This window comes from Occultella gossypii (assembly GCF_019947135.1).
GTDB classification, from domain to species: domain Bacteria; phylum Actinomycetota; class Actinomycetes; order Actinomycetales; family Beutenbergiaceae; genus Occultella; species Occultella gossypii.
Window position 1 is genome coordinate 428,933 of the sequence record NZ_JAGSHT010000002.1, and the last position, 13,245, is coordinate 442,177.

Here is a 13,245-nt window from a genome sequence, read left to right on the forward strand (position 1 = left end):
CCCTACAGGCGACTCGCGGTGATGGCGGTGACGATGATGGCGCGCGCGCCGACGTCGTACAGCTCGTCCATCACGGCATTCGTCCGCTCGCGCGGGACCATCGCGCGTACCGCCGCCCACCCGGTGCGATGCAACGGCGAAACCGTCGGGGACTCGAGGCCGGGTGTGATGGACACGGCCGCGTCCACCTTCTCGACCGGGCAGTCGTAGTCCATGAGGACGTACTGGCGCGCCACCAGCACACCGTGCAGGCGCCGGTCGAGCACCGTCAGGCCCGGCTTCGGATCCGCGTTCGGGCGGATCAGGACCGCCTCGGACTGCAGGATCGGGTCGCCGAAGACCTGCAGGCCGGCGGCTCGGAGGGTGCTGCCGGTCTCCACGACGTCGGCGACCAGGTCGGCGACGCCGAGCTGGACGGTGGACTCGATGGCACCGTCGAGGCGGACCACGTCGGCGGTGATGCCCCGGTCGGTCAGGTAGTTGCGTACCAGCACCTCGTAGGAGGTGGCCACGCGCTTGCCCTCGATGTCCTCGAGGCGGCTCACGCTGCCCTCCGGCCCGGCGAACCGGAACGTCGACCCGGCGAAGCCGAGCGCCCGATGTTCCAGGGCGTCGACGCCGGAGTCCAGGAGCAGGTCCCGGCCGGTGATCCCGGCGTCGACCACGCCGGCGCCCACGTACACGGCGATGTCCCGGGGACGCAGGAAGAAGAACTCCACGTCGTTCTCCGGGTCCGGCAGGACCAGTTCGCGTCCACCGTCGCGGCGCTGGCGGTAGCCCGCCTCGCGGAGCATGTGGGTGGCGGGCTCGGAGAGGGAGCCCTTGTTCGGCACGGCGATTCGCAACACGTCGTCAACCTTGTTGGTTCGTGCCCCGGGGGCCGGGGCGGAGTTTCGGTGGCTAGCTGGTGGGGTGCCCTGCTTCCGCTCAGAGGTAGCGGTACACGTCCTGTGGGGTGAGGCCCTTCGCGACCATGAGCACCTGCAGGTGGTAGATGAGCTGGGAGATCTCCTCGGCGGTCTCGGCGTCGGTCTGGTACTCCGCGGCCATCCACACCTCGGCGGCCTCCTCGACGATCTTCTTGCCGATGGCATGTACGCCGGCGTCCAGCTGCGCCACCGTGCCGGAGCCCTCGGGTCGGCTGATGGACTTCTCCCGCAGTTCGGCGTACAGGTCGTCGAAGGTCTTCACGGCCCCGAGCCTACTCGGCACCGATCAGGTCGTTGGTGTACGCCTCCGATGCTGAGACGGGCGCGGTGATGAGCGCGGTCTGGGTCATGAACTCCACCATCTGCTCCCAGGTCGCGTCGTCCTGGGTCCCCCACGGGCCCTCGAGATCGCCGTAGAGCGGGATGGTCTCCTCGGCGGTGGCCAGGGTGATGGCCTCCTGCTCGGCGGTCATGGTGCCCGGCACCTCTTCGGCAGCGGCGTCGGCCGCGACCTGCGGGTCCGCGGCGATGTCCGCGACGGCACGCCCGACGGCGGTGATCACCGCAGCGAGTGCGTCGGGTTCGGCGGCGAGCACGTCGTCCGTGGTGCCCAGGCCGATGCCGACGAGCGGGATGTCGGTCCCGATCGGGACACCGCGGACGGCCAGGCCGGTGGCCCGGAACTGCGGGATGTCATTGTTGGCGTAGCCCATGACGGCGTCGACGTGCCCCTCGGCCAGGGCGCTCTGCTGGGTGAAGCCGACGTGTTCGATGGTGACGTCATCGGTGGTCAGGCCGGCGGCGTCGAGCATGGCGAGCAGGCCGAAGTAGGTCTCGCCGAAGGGGCCCGGGACGCCGATGCTGTGCCCGGCGAGATCGGCCGCGGAGACGATCTCGGAGTCCTCGGGGACGATGAGCGTGACCGGGTAGGTCTGGTAGAGGGTCGCGATGCTGACCACCGGGGTCCCCTGTGAGCGGGCCTGCAGCATCTCGTCGCCCCCGGCGACGACGACGTCCTCGGTGCCACCGGCCAGCGCACCGAACAGGTCCTCGGACTCGCCGTGATGGCGCAGCGTCACGTCGACCCCGGCGTCTTCGAAGTAGCCCTGCTGCGCGGCGACATAGAACGGCGCGAACTGGACGTTCGGAACGTACGTCAGGCCGATGGTGAGCTCGGGCAGGTCGGTAGCCCCGCCGTCGGGCTCCTCGGCGCCGCAGGCAGCGAGGCCGAGGGTGAGGGCCGCGGCGCCGGTGAGTGCCGCGAGGATGCGGACGGGGTGCTCGGTCAGAGCCATTGGATGCGCCTTTCGAGTGAGCGGATGAGGTAGAAGACGCTGATCGCGAGGGCGACGAGCGCGACGAGCACGGCGAACATGCCCTCGACGTCGGAGCGGTCCCGGTAGACGGAGAGCAACAGGCCGAGGCCTTGGCCGCCCATCACGAACTCGCCCACCACGGCCCCGGTGACGGACAGCACGAAGCCGTTCCGGATGCCGGCGAGCAGGGCCGGCAGCGCGAGGGGGCCCTCGATGTGGACGAGCAGGCGCCAGCGTCCGGCGCCGTCGACCTTCGCGGCGCCGATCACGTCCGGGTCGAGGGTGCTCAGGCCGAGGGTGGTGTTCACGAAGATCGGGAAGAAGACCAGCAGGGCGCAGAGCAGGGCGGTGGGCAGCAGTCCGTAGCCGAACCAGACCACCAGCAGCGGGGCGAGGGCGACGGCGGGGATCGCCTGGGAGGCGGCGAGGTAGGGCCCGATCGCGGAGGCCACGAGGCGGGACCGGGCGACGAGGTAGCCGAGCGGCACGGCCACGGCGAGCCCGAGCAGGCTGCCGAGCACCGCCTCGGTGAGCGTGTGCCCGGCAAAGCCGAGCAGGCCACCCTCACGCAGTTCGAGGACGAACCGGGAGGCCACCGCGGTGGGGGTCGGGAGGACCCGGTCCGGCAGCAGCGTTGCCAAGCCCTGCCAAGCGATCAGTCCGAGCGCGCCGAATGCGACGGGTGCGACGAGATCCTCGCGGGCCACCTGCCGTTCTCCTTCCCCAGGCGTACCCCGGGGAAGGACGGCGCGCCGCGCGTCCGTCCGTCGACGCCGGGACTGACCCGACGCCGCGTGCATCCTCCCATCCGGACTTTAACCGTCGGTCCTGGAGTTCCACCAGGTCAACCGACCACTGACGAGCAGTGGCCGGGTCGCGGACTATCACCGCCGGCTCGGACTTTCACCGACCCCGGAGCACGTTCTTGCTGATCCGATTCTGACACACCCGGACAGCCCCATGCGTATGACGACGGTCACGACCGGACTGCGAGATGCCGCGGCCGTGTTCCGGGCGAGCAATCAGGGCGGGTTCGGCGTCAGTCCCGGTAGGCCGCCTCGGCGAGCTCGCGCAGGGCGCTGATCTCGGCGTTCGGGTCGTCGGCGGAGTAGACCGCGGAGCCCGCCACGAACATGTTCGCGCCGGCCTGCGCGGCGGTGCCGATCGTGGTCCGGGACACGCCACCGTCGACCTGCACCCAGATGTCGGCGCCGAGCGCGGTGATGGCGTCCCGGGTGCGCCGGATCTTCGGCAGCGTGCCCTCGATGAAGGACTGACCCCCGAAACCGGGCTCCACGGTCATGACGAGCACCATGTCGAACTCGGGCAGCAGGTCCAGATAGGGCTCGATGCCGGTGCCGGGCTTCAGCGCGATCGCCGCCCGTGCCCCACGCTTGCGCAGCTCGCGCGCGAGCCGCACCGGCGCGCTCGACGCCTCGACGTGGAACGTCACCGACTTCGCACCGGCCTCTGCGAACGCGGGCGCCCACGTGTCCGGGTCCTCGATCATCAGGTGCACGTCGGCGGGCAGCTCGGTGCGGGCGAGGAGCCGCTCCACCACCGGCAGGCCGAACGTGAGGTTCGGCACGAAGTGGTTGTCCATGACGTCCAGGTGCACGAAGTCGGCGGCGGAGATCCGCCCGACCTCCCCGGCCAGGTCGGACAGGTCGGAGTTCAGCACGCTGGGAGAGATGAGGATGCCCATACCGGCGAGCGTAGTGCCGCGGAGCGTCAGCTACGGATCAGTGCCAGGAACATCGCGTCCGTGCCGTGTCGGTGCGGCCAGAGCTGCACGTAGGGGCCGTCCAGGTCGCCGAGCGGCTCGGCGCTCACGCCGGCGAGCACCTCGACGGCATCCAGGAGCGTCGCACCGTCGTGGCGCTTGAGCACGTCCTCGACGACGAAGCGGGTCTCGGCCAGGTGCGGCGAGCAGGTGACGTACGCGACGACCCCGCCTGGGCGGGTGGCGGCGAGAGCGGAGGTGAGCAGCTCCCGTTGGAGCTGGCCGAGGGTCGCCAGGTCCGCCGGCGACCGGCGCCACCGCGACTCGGGTCGTCGCCGTAGGGCGCCGAGTCCGGTGCACGGCACGTCGACGAGGACCCGGTCGTATCGTCCGGGCTCGGTGTTGCCGACCTCCCGCCCGTCGCCGGTGCGGACCTCGATGCCGGGCAGCAGCCCCCGCACCGCGGTCATGGACTGCTCGACGAGCCTGGCCCGGTGATCGGCGACCTCGTTGGCGACGAACAGCCCGTCCGGGGCCCGCTGTGCGAGCAGGGCGGCCGAGAGCGCGGCCTTCCCACCCGGTCCGGCGCACAGGTCCAGCCAGGTGCGGTCCGGGCCCTCCACGGGCACGGCTGCGGCTGCGAGTGCGACGAGCTGGCTGCCCTCGTCCTGGACGCCGATGCGCCCCGAGCGCACGGCCCCGATCGCGCCGGGGTCACCGCCGCGGAGCACCAGTGCCGTCGGTGCCCACCGGCCCGGGTCCGCGTCGGGCACGTCCTCGGGCTCGGCCAGACCGGGGCGCACCACCAGATTCACCGACGGGGAGGCGTTGTCTGCCTCCAGCAGGGCCTCGAGGTCGCTGTCGCCGGCGCCGGTCTGGGCGAGTGCCGAGCGCATGGCCCGAACCACCCAGGCCGGGTGCGAGTGAACCGCGGCGAGGCGGGCGGTCTCGTCCGCGGCGTCGGCGCCGATCAGGTCCAGCCACTCCGCCAGAGAGCGTTCGGTGATGCGGCGGAGGACGGCGTTCACGAGCTGGGACGGTCCGGTGCCGCACGTGGACCGCGCCAGGCCGACCGTCTCGGAGACGGCCGCGTGACCGGGCACCCGCATGCCGAGGACCTGGTGGGCTCCGAGGCGAAGCACGTCGAGGACCTCGGCGTCGAGGCTCGTGACGTCGCGGCGGGAGGCGTGGGCGATGATCGCGTCGTAGCGGCCCTGCATCCGGAGCGTGCCGTAGGTGAGTTCGGTGGCGAACGCGGCGTCGCGGCCGCGGATCTGCCGCTCGGTCAGGACCGGGGGCAGCACCAGGTTCGCGTAGGCGTCCGTGGCCGCGACCGACCGCAGGACGTCGTAGGCGGCGCGGCGGGCCGGGTCGGAGCCGCGGGAGCGCTCGGAAGGTCGGGAAGAGGTCCGCTGCGAATCCGGCCGATGGCCCCGGTCGCGCGAGCCCCGGCCCTGCGCCGGCCCGCCGGAGCCGCGGCCACCCCGCTGCCCGCCGCCCGAGCCGTGACCACCGCCCCGCTGCCCACCGCCGGAGCCGTGACCACTGCCCCGGTCCCCGCCGCCCGAGCCGCGGCCACCGCCCTGGTTCCCACCGCCGCCCTCAGACATCCGAGCCCACCTCGGTCCGGTCGAAGGTGGCGTCCGCCGGCAGCCGCGCACCACGCAGCCAGTCCGAGGCGGCCATCCAGCCACGACCGGGCGGGGCGATCGCCTCGAGCCGCACCGCGTCCGAGCCGGTGCCGACCAACACGGCGCCGTCGACGTCCGCGAGCTGCCCCGGGGCCAGACCGGCGTCCTCGACCACCGGCAGCACGGGCCCGAGCTTGTACCGGCCGCCGTCACGGGTGGTCCAGGCACCGGGGGCGGGCGTGCAGCCGCGGATCTGCCGGTCGATGGCCAGCGCCGGCAGCGACCAGTCGACGCGCGCGTCCGCGCTGTGCAGGCGGGGCGCGAGGCTGATCCCGTCGGCGGACTGGGGCACCGGCCGGGCGGTGCCGCCCTCGATCGCGTCCAACGTGGCCAGCATCAGCGCAGGCCCGGCCTCGGCCAGCCGGCCGAGCAGATCCGCGGCGGTGTCCCGTCGCCGGATCGGCTCGGTGAGGGTGCCGTAGACGGGTCCGGTGTCCAGCCCGGCCTCGATGCGGAACGTGCTCGCACCGGTCATGTCGTCGCCGGCCATGATCGCGTGCTGCACCGGGGCGGCGCCGCGCCAGGCCGGCAGCAGGGAGAAGTGCAGGTTCAGCCACCCGTGCCGGGGCAGCGACAGGGCCGGCTCGCGCAGCAGCGCGCCGTACGCGACGACGGGCGCGCAGTCGATGTCCAGCGCGGTCAGGGCGGCCATCGTGGCCGCGTCGTGCGGGCGCGAGGAGGTGATGACCGGGACGCCGCGTTCGGCCGCGAGTGCGTGTACGGGACTCGGGGTGATCACGCGCTTGCGGCCGACCGGGGCCGGTGGCCGGGTCAGGACGCCCACCACGTCGTGACTGGAGTCCAGCAGGGCCGCCAGGGTGGGCAGGGCGACGGCGGGGGTGCCCGCGAACAGCAAACGCATACGGGGCAGTCTAGGAGCCCGGGATGCCCAGCCCGAGCGCGAGCAGGTCAGCGCGGAAGGTCGGCGCGTCGGTGAACAGCAGCGCGTGGAAGCCCAGGTCCGCGGCCGCGGCGACGTTGGCCGGCGAGTCGTCGATGAACACCGTCTCCTCGGGCACGAGCCCGGTGGTGCGGATCAGCAGCTCGAAGATCGCGTGGTCCGGCTTCGCCAGGCCGACGGCGCCGGAGACCAGGATGTCCTCGAACTCGGTCAGCACCGGTGCAGCCCTTGGGGCGTGCTCGAACGTCTCGGCGGACCAGTTCGTCAGCCCGAGCACCCGCACACCGGCGGCCATCAGGTCCCGTGCGACCTGCGCCGTGCCCGGGACCTCACCGACCAGGGAGCGCTCGAAGTCACGCAGGTAGGCGTCCATGTGGTGGACGTGGTCCGGGGCCCGGTCGGCGACCTCGGGCCGGGCCTGCGCCCAGGTGCGGCCGGCGTCCAGGGACCGGTTCAGGGTCGGGAAGTCGACCGCTGCCATGAACTCGGCGACCTCGCCCGCGCTGAGGCGGCCCTCGAAGACCGCCACGGGGTCCCAGCGGATCAATACGTTGCCGAGGTCGAACACGACGGTGGTGATGGTCCGGTCGATCGTGCTCATGCGGGTGCCTCCTGGCCTGGGCGGTGGGTGATGGACGTCACCACAAGTGGTCGGGATCGATACGGACCCGGACCGTGCCGGGTTCCTTGCGGGCGCTGCGGATCGCCTGGGCCTGGGTCAGCGCGACGCTCAGCTCGTCACCGGCACGGCGATCCATGCGCACCAGGGTACGCAGCGTCTCCTCCTCCGCGCTCGGGTCCGGACCGCCGGTGTCCTCGACCGGTACCGGCCCGAGGACCTCCGCCTCGGCCGGCAGGCGCAGGTGCCGCATCATCGAGGCGAGCGCACCCGAACCGCCGGTGAGGGTGGCGAGCCGCACCAGCGGCGGGAACGAGAGCTCCTGTCGCTCGCTCAGCTCGCGTCCGGCGTGCCCGACGGGGTCCCAGCGCACCAGTGCCTGCACGGGCACCGGGGCGCCCTGGCCGAGGATCATCACCTCTCCCCCGTCGCCGGAGGACCGGACCAGGGCCGCGGCACGCAACCAGCGGCGCAGTGCCTCCACTCCGGCCGAGAGCTCGGGCCGATTCGTGATCAGGGCCGCGTCCAGCAGCAGCGCGCCCGCGTAGCCGCCGTCCGCCGGCGGTTCTGCGCCGGGCGTGGCCACCACGAGCCGCGGTGAGGCGGGCACCCGGTCCAGCACTCCGCCGTCGCGTCCGGACACCGTCACCGGCACCCCGGGGAACGCCCGGCCGAGCTCCTCGGCGGTACGGCCGGCGCCGGTGCGCATCGCGCGCACCGCCGTCGCGCCGCACTCGCCGCACGCCCACGCGGTGGCGTGCCGGCCGCACCACCGGCACTGCGGAGGTGCGTCCGCACGGTCGAGCCGGAGCGGACCGTGGCAGTGGCTGCACCGGGCGGGGGTGCGGCACCGGGCGCACGCCACCACCGGCAGATACCCGGCTCGGGGCACCTGCACCAGGACCGGGCCGTGGGCCAGCGCACGGCGGGCCAGGGTGATCGCCGGCGCCGGGATCCGGGCCCGGCCGCCCTCGCCCTCGCGGGCCAGGTCCGCCTCCCCCGGGGCGATCACCCGGGGCGCGCGGGCGCGGACCACGGCGCGGTCTGCCTGCAGCGAGCGGGCCCAGCCGTCGGCCACCAGCAGCTGGGCCTCGGGGGTGCGGGCGAAGCCGCCGACGAGCGCGGCGGCGCCCGCCAGGTCGGCCCGCTGCACGAGGACCTCGCGGGTGTGCGGGTACGGCGCGCGCGGCTCGGCGAGCAGGTCGTCCCCGTCGTCCCAGCAGACCACCAGGCCGAGGTTCGGCAAGGGCGCGAACGCGGCGGATCTGGTCCCGATCACCACGTGGGTGCGCCCGGTGAGGGCGCGCACGAACCGGCGGTAGCGGGCCGAGGCACCCTGCTCCGCGGTCAGGACCACGTGCTCGATCTCCAGGGCGTCCAGGGCGGCCCCGAGCGTTGCGACGTCGCGGGCGTCGGGCACGCTCACGATGGCGTCCCGTCGGCCGGCGCGGGTGGCGAGGACGGCGACGGCGATCGCGACGGCCCAGTGCGGGTGCTCGGCGCCGCCGAGCTCGATGCGCCCCGGCAGCGCGCACCAGGCGGCCCGGGGCGAGTCGCCGGCACCGATCCGGCGTAGGAAGGCGGCGCCGCCCGGGTAGTCGGCCCAGTGCGCGAGCCGGTCGGGGCCGAGGACGACGTCCGGGCCGGTCGGGTCGGGCAACGGTGCCTGCTCGACGGCGGAGCGCTCCTCGGGTGCGAGCGCCGGCAGCTGCGCCGCGGACGTCGGCAGCTCGGGAACGGCCTCCGGTTGCGCGAGCACCGCCTTCTCCGCGGTGGCGTGCCGTGGCGGGATGGCCAGGCGGAGCACGTCCGTGCTGGTCCCGGCATAGTGCCGGGCCACCGCGCGGGCCAGCTTGTGGACGGCCGGCGTGAGCACGGGCAGCGGCGAGACCACCTTGCGCAGAGGTGCGAGGGTGCCGATGTGGTTCGTCCCGGACGTCCGGGCGATCAGGTACCCGTCCCGGTCGGTGCCGGCGAACCGCACCTTGACCCGCACGCCCGGTTGCGCGGCCTCGTCGAGGGCGTCCGGGATGCCGTAGTCGAAGGTGTGGTCCAGGTGCGGCAGCGGCATGTCGACGAGCACCTGCGCGACGGCGGCGAACCGGGCGGACACGGGTGCAGGCGCGACGATCCCCGGGTCGAGGAGGCTGGGTTGTTCGGGTGCCGGCACAGGACCGATCCCATCATGAACTGCCGACACCCCACGAACCCGGTGCACAGGACCGGGTGCCGGCCGAACGGTCAGGACACCGCGGCCTTGAGGGCGTCGACCCGGTCGGTGCGCTCCCACGTGAACTCCGGCAGGTCCCGTCCGAAGTGCCCGTAGTTGGAGGTCAGCGCGTAGATCGGCCGGAGCAGGTCGAGATCGGCGATGATCGCTCGCGGGCGCAGGTCGAACACCGACGTGATGGCCTCGGCGATCTGGGCGGTCGGCACGGTCTCGGTGCCGAACGTCTCGACGTACACGGCGATCGGGCGGGCCCGGCCGATGGCGTAGGAGACCTGGACCTCGCAGCGGCGGGCGAGCCCGGCGGCCACGACGTTCTTGGCGACCCAACGCATCGCGTAGCACGCCGAGCGGTCCACCTTCGAGGGGTCCTTGCCGCTGAACGCACCGCCACCATGGCGGGACATGCCGCCGTAGGTGTCGACGATGATCTTCCGGCCGGTCAGCCCGGCGTCGCCCATCGGCCCGCCGACCACGAACGTTCCGGTCGGGTTGACGTACAGGGCGTAGGAGGAGATGTCGAGGCCGACCTTCTCCTGGTACTCGCGCAGCACGTGGTCCACGACGTGCTCGCGGATGGCCGGGGTCAGTTCGTCCTCGAGCCGGACGTCCGCCTCGTGCTGGGTGGACAACACCACCGTGTCGACGGCGACCGGCTTGTCCCCGTCGTAGGCGACGGTGACCTGGGTCTTCCCGTCGGGCCGCAGGCCGGGCACGATGCCCTCCTTGCGGACCTGGGTCAGGCGCGCGGACAGCCGGTGCGCCAGCAGGATCGGCAGCGGCATGAGCTCGGGGGTCTCGTCGGTCGCATAACCGAACATCAGGCCCTGGTCGCCCGCGCCCTGGAGGTCGTTCGGGTCGTCGTCGGCGGCGTCCGTGCGGACCTCGAGCGCCTTGTCCACGCCGGCGGCGATGTCTGGGGACTGCTGCCCGATCGAGATCGAGATGCCGCACGAGTCACCGTCGAACCCGATGGCCGAGGAGGTGTACCCGATCCCGTTGACGACGTCGCGCACGAGCCGCGGGATCTCGACGTAGCTGTCCGTGGTCACCTCCCCCGCGACATGCACGAGACCGGTGGTCACCATGGTCTCGACCGCGACCCGGGACGTCGGGTCGGAGGCGAGCATCGCGTCCAGGATCGAGTCGGAGATCAGGTCGCAGACCTTGTCGGGGTGGCCCTCGGTCACGGATTCCGAGGTGAAGAGGCGCATAGTCACGGGGGCGAGCCTAACCGCAAAGGGCTGGCGCGTGCGGGCGATTTCGCCGACGGATCGAGTCGATCCGTGAGCAGATCCGGCTCAGTCCGTGATCAGGGCGGCGATGGCGTCCCAGAGTCCTGCGGCCACGTCGTCCTTGCTGCCCTCGACGGTCGTGACCTCGGCGCCGGACGCGTCCAGCACCACCACGTGGTTCGGCACGTCGCCGAAGCCCTGGCCATTGCCGACCTGGTTGACGGCGAGCAGGTCCGCGCCCTTGCGGCGTGCCTTGGCCCGGCCGTGGTCCAGCACGCTGCCGCCGGCGTCGCCCGTCTCGGCGCCGAACCCGACGATCACCTGACCCGTGCGTCGCCCGGCCGCGAGGGTGGCGAGGATGTCCGGGTTCTCGGTCAGCACGATCGGCGCCACCGATCCGTCCGCGGTCTTCTTCGTCTTCGCCCCGGCCACCTGGACCGGCCGGAAGTCGGCGACGGCCGCCGCCATCACGAGCACGTCGGCGGTGCTCGCGCGGTCGGTCATCACGTCGTACAGCTCGGCGGTCGTCTCCACGGCGGTGACCCGGACGCCGTCGGGCAGTAGCGCCGCGTCCACGTTCGCGGCGACCAGCTCCACGTCGGCGCCGCGGGCGGCGGCGACCGCTGCCAGCGCCGCGCCCTGGCGCCCGGAGGACCGGTTGCCGATGAACCGGACCGGGTCCAGCGGTTCGCGGGTGCCGCCGGCACTGACCACGACGCGGCGCCCGGTCAACGGTCCCGACGGCGGCGCCTCGCCCACCGAGGTGGCGTCGCCTGCCGCGCCGGTCACCAGGCCGAGCGCGGCGAGCAGGATCTCTTCGGGCTCCGGCAGCCGGCCGGGCCCGGAGTCGGCACCGGTGAGGCGCCCGTCGGCAGGGTCGAGCACGTGCACGCCGCGCTCGCGCAGCGTCGCGACGTTCGCCCGGGTGGCCGCGTGATTCCACATCTCGGTGTGCATGGCCGGGGCCATCAGTACCGGAGCGGTCACCGTGAGCAGCGTCGCGGTGAGCAGGTCGTCGGCATGGCCGCCGGCGGCACGGGCGAGCAGGTCCGCCGTCGCCGGGGCAATGATCACCAGCTCGGCCGCGCGGCCGAAGCGGACGTGGTCGACCGTATCGGCGCCGTCGAAGACGCTCGTGGTGACCGGGTGCCCGCTGAGGGCCTCCCAGGTCGGCGCACCCACGAACGCCAGCGCGGCGTCCGTGGGCATCACGCGCACGTCGTGCCCGGCCTCTCGCAGGAGGCGCAGCAGCAGGACGGCCTTGTAGGCGGCGATCCCCCCGCCGACCCCGAGGACGACGTGCACGCTCGGGCTCAGTCCTCGGTCGGCTCGACGGTCAGGAGGCCCTCGTTGATCTCGCGCATGGCGATGGAGAGGGGCTTCTCCTGCTGCTTGGTCTCCACGAGCGGGCCCACGTACTCGAGCAGCCCTTCGTTCAGCTGTGCGTAGTAGGCGTTGATCTGACGCGCGCGCTTGGCGGCGTAGATGACCAGGGCGTACTTGGAGTCGGCTGCCTCGAGGAGTTCGTCGATCGGCGGATCGGTGATGCCCTCGGGTGCGGCAACGGTTCCTGACATGTCGGGAGAACCTCGTATGTGCTTGGGGGTGTTCGAACGCTCTAGTCTAGCGGTTCGCGTCGTCGGTGTGCGTGAGGCGCGGTTCGGGCTGAGGCGCGCAGCCCATCAGGGACACGAGTTCGTCCGTGGCCCGGTGTACGTCGTCGTTGACGATCGTGTGGTCGAACTCCGCGGCCGCGGCCAGTTCCACCTGGGCGGTGACGAGCCGTCGCTCGCGTTCCTCGGCGTCCTCGGTGCCACGGCCCTCGAGCCGGCGGACCAGTTCCTCCCAGCTCGGTGGGGCCAGGAACACGAACCGCGCCTCGGGCATGGTCTGACGCACCTGCCGGGCGCCCTGCAGGTCGATCTCCAGCAGTGCCGGCTGCCCGGCGGCGAGCCGCTCGGCCACCGGCTGGCGCGGGGTGCCGTAACTGTTGCGGCCGTGCACGACGGCCCATTCGAGGAACTCCCCACCCGCGACCATGGCCGCGAACTCCTCCGGCTTCAGGAACAGGTAGTGCACGCCGTCGATCTCGCCGGGGCGGGGCGGGCGCGTCGTGGCGGAGACGGACAGCCAGATGTTCGGGTAGCGGGCCCGCAGGTCCGCGGAGACGGTGCCTTTGCCGACGGCCGTCGGGCCGGCCAGGACCGTGAGCCGAGCGGGGGTGGTCTGCTCAGCCAAACCGCTCGACCAGCTTGGCGATCTGGTTCGGCCCGAGTCCGCGCACGCGGCGGCTCTCGGAGATGCCCACCTCGGTCATGACGGCGCGCGCGGTGATCTTGCCCACGCCGGGCAGGGACTCCAGCAGCGAGAGGACCTTGAGCTTGCCCACGGCGTCATCGGTGGCGCCCTCGGCGATCACCTCGGAGAGCTTGCCACCGGAGTACTTCAGCCGGTTCTTCACCTCGGCGCGGGTGGCGCGGGCAGCTGCGGCCTTCGCGAGCGCGTTGGCGCGCTGCTCCGGTGTCAATGGGGGAAGAGCCACGGTGATTACCTTCAACTCTCGAAGCGGTGGTCGGCGGAGTGGTTCCTAGGCAACCTAGCGAT

At 72.9% G+C, this 13,245-nt stretch carries 14 protein-coding genes and 1 riboswitch; all 14 genes read right to left on the reverse strand.

Features of this window, described 5'->3' with window-relative positions:
* Positions 1–2 precede the first annotated feature (2 nt).
* The gene (gene hisG / locus KCQ71_RS03090; protein WP_223402702.1) at positions 3–848 is read right to left on the reverse strand and encodes an ATP phosphoribosyltransferase; all 846 of its coding nucleotides are present in this window, start codon (positions 846–848) and stop codon (positions 3–5) included.
* 79 nt (positions 849–927) lie between these two features.
* Positions 928–1,191 (reverse strand): phosphoribosyl-ATP diphosphatase, encoded by a 264-nt coding sequence (locus KCQ71_RS03095; protein WP_223402704.1) that lies wholly within the window; start codon positions 1,189–1,191, stop codon positions 928–930.
* A gap of 10 nt (positions 1,192–1,201) precedes the next feature.
* Complete coding sequence (locus KCQ71_RS03100) at positions 1,202–2,224, reverse strand: ABC transporter substrate-binding protein (protein WP_223402706.1); 1,023 nt, start codon at positions 2,222–2,224, stop codon at positions 1,202–1,204.
* Positions 2,215–2,952 carry an ABC transporter permease gene (locus KCQ71_RS03105; RefSeq protein ID WP_223402708.1) on the reverse strand — a complete coding sequence of 246 codons (738 nt, stop codon included), beginning with the start codon at positions 2,950–2,952 and terminating at the stop codon, positions 2,215–2,217. Before KCQ71_RS03105 ends, KCQ71_RS03100 begins: the two co-directional genes overlap by 10 nt.
* 84 nt (positions 2,953–3,036) lie before the next feature.
* Positions 3,037–3,169, reverse strand: a riboswitch (FMN riboswitch).
* Positions 3,170–3,284: 115 nt separating this feature from the next.
* Positions 3,285–3,950: a ribulose-phosphate 3-epimerase gene (gene rpe, locus KCQ71_RS03110; protein WP_223402710.1), complete on the reverse strand. Its 666-nt coding sequence runs from the start codon at positions 3,948–3,950 to the stop codon at positions 3,285–3,287.
* Positions 3,951–3,976: 26 nt separating this feature from the next.
* A complete protein-coding gene (locus tag KCQ71_RS03115; protein WP_223402712.1) occupies positions 3,977–5,578 on the reverse strand; it encodes an RsmB/NOP family class I SAM-dependent RNA methyltransferase in 1,602 nt (533 codons plus the stop codon).
* Positions 5,571–6,521 (reverse strand): methionyl-tRNA formyltransferase, encoded by a 951-nt coding sequence (gene fmt / locus KCQ71_RS03120; RefSeq protein WP_223402714.1) that lies wholly within the window; start codon positions 6,519–6,521, stop codon positions 5,571–5,573. The genes KCQ71_RS03115 and fmt overlap by 8 nt, the downstream gene beginning before the upstream one ends.
* Before the next feature lie 10 nt (positions 6,522–6,531).
* Positions 6,532–7,161: an HAD family hydrolase gene (locus KCQ71_RS03125; RefSeq protein WP_223402716.1), complete on the reverse strand. Its 630-nt coding sequence runs from the start codon at positions 7,159–7,161 to the stop codon at positions 6,532–6,534.
* A gap of 37 nt (positions 7,162–7,198) precedes the next feature.
* Positions 7,199–9,349: a primosomal protein N' gene (locus tag KCQ71_RS03130; RefSeq protein WP_223402718.1), complete on the reverse strand. Its 2,151-nt coding sequence runs from the start codon at positions 9,347–9,349 to the stop codon at positions 7,199–7,201.
* Between the two features lie 71 nt (positions 9,350–9,420).
* The gene (gene metK / locus KCQ71_RS03135; RefSeq protein ID WP_249422511.1) at positions 9,421–10,620 is read right to left on the reverse strand and encodes a methionine adenosyltransferase; all 1,200 of its coding nucleotides are present in this window, start codon (positions 10,618–10,620) and stop codon (positions 9,421–9,423) included.
* Positions 10,621–10,707: 87 nt separating this feature from the next.
* Complete coding sequence (gene coaBC, locus KCQ71_RS03140; RefSeq protein ID WP_223402721.1) at positions 10,708–11,946, reverse strand: bifunctional phosphopantothenoylcysteine decarboxylase/phosphopantothenate--cysteine ligase CoaBC; 1,239 nt, start codon at positions 11,944–11,946, stop codon at positions 10,708–10,710.
* An 8-nt stretch (positions 11,947–11,954) separates the two neighbouring features.
* Positions 11,955–12,218, reverse strand: a complete 264-nt coding sequence (gene rpoZ, locus KCQ71_RS03145) for a DNA-directed RNA polymerase subunit omega (RefSeq protein WP_154794234.1) — start codon at positions 12,216–12,218, stop codon at positions 11,955–11,957.
* Between the two features lie 46 nt (positions 12,219–12,264).
* The gene (gene gmk / locus KCQ71_RS03150; RefSeq protein WP_223402723.1) at positions 12,265–12,879 is read right to left on the reverse strand and encodes a guanylate kinase; all 615 of its coding nucleotides are present in this window, start codon (positions 12,877–12,879) and stop codon (positions 12,265–12,267) included.
* On the reverse strand, positions 12,872–13,183 hold the full coding sequence (gene mihF, locus KCQ71_RS03155) for an integration host factor, actinobacterial type (RefSeq protein ID WP_133108129.1): 312 nt from the start codon (positions 13,181–13,183) through the stop codon (positions 12,872–12,874). Before mihF ends, gmk begins: the two co-directional genes overlap by 8 nt.
* Positions 13,184–13,245: the final 62 nt, after the last annotated feature.

What these genes read in the sequence shown, in the direction of transcription:
- KCQ71_RS03100 (WP_223402706.1), bottom strand. Translation starts at nt 2,224, where the DNA reads ATGGCTCTGACCGAGCACCCCGTCCGCATCCTCGCGGCACTCACCGGC.
- rpoZ (WP_154794234.1), bottom strand. Translation starts at nt 12,218, where the DNA reads ATGTCAGGAACCGTTGCCGCACCCGAGGGCATCACCGATCCGCCGATC.
- KCQ71_RS03115 (WP_223402712.1), bottom strand. Translation starts at nt 5,578, where the DNA reads ATGTCTGAGGGCGGCGGTGGGAACCAGGGCGGTGGCCGCGGCTCGGGC.
- rpe (WP_223402710.1), bottom strand. Translation starts at nt 3,950, where the DNA reads ATGGGCATCCTCATCTCTCCCAGCGTGCTGAACTCCGACCTGTCCGAC.
- fmt (WP_223402714.1), bottom strand. Translation starts at nt 6,521, where the DNA reads ATGCGTTTGCTGTTCGCGGGCACCCCCGCCGTCGCCCTGCCCACCCTG.
- KCQ71_RS03125 (WP_223402716.1), bottom strand. Translation starts at nt 7,161, where the DNA reads ATGAGCACGATCGACCGGACCATCACCACCGTCGTGTTCGACCTCGGC.
- metK (WP_249422511.1), bottom strand. Translation starts at nt 10,620, where the DNA reads ATGCGCCTCTTCACCTCGGAATCCGTGACCGAGGGCCACCCCGACAAG.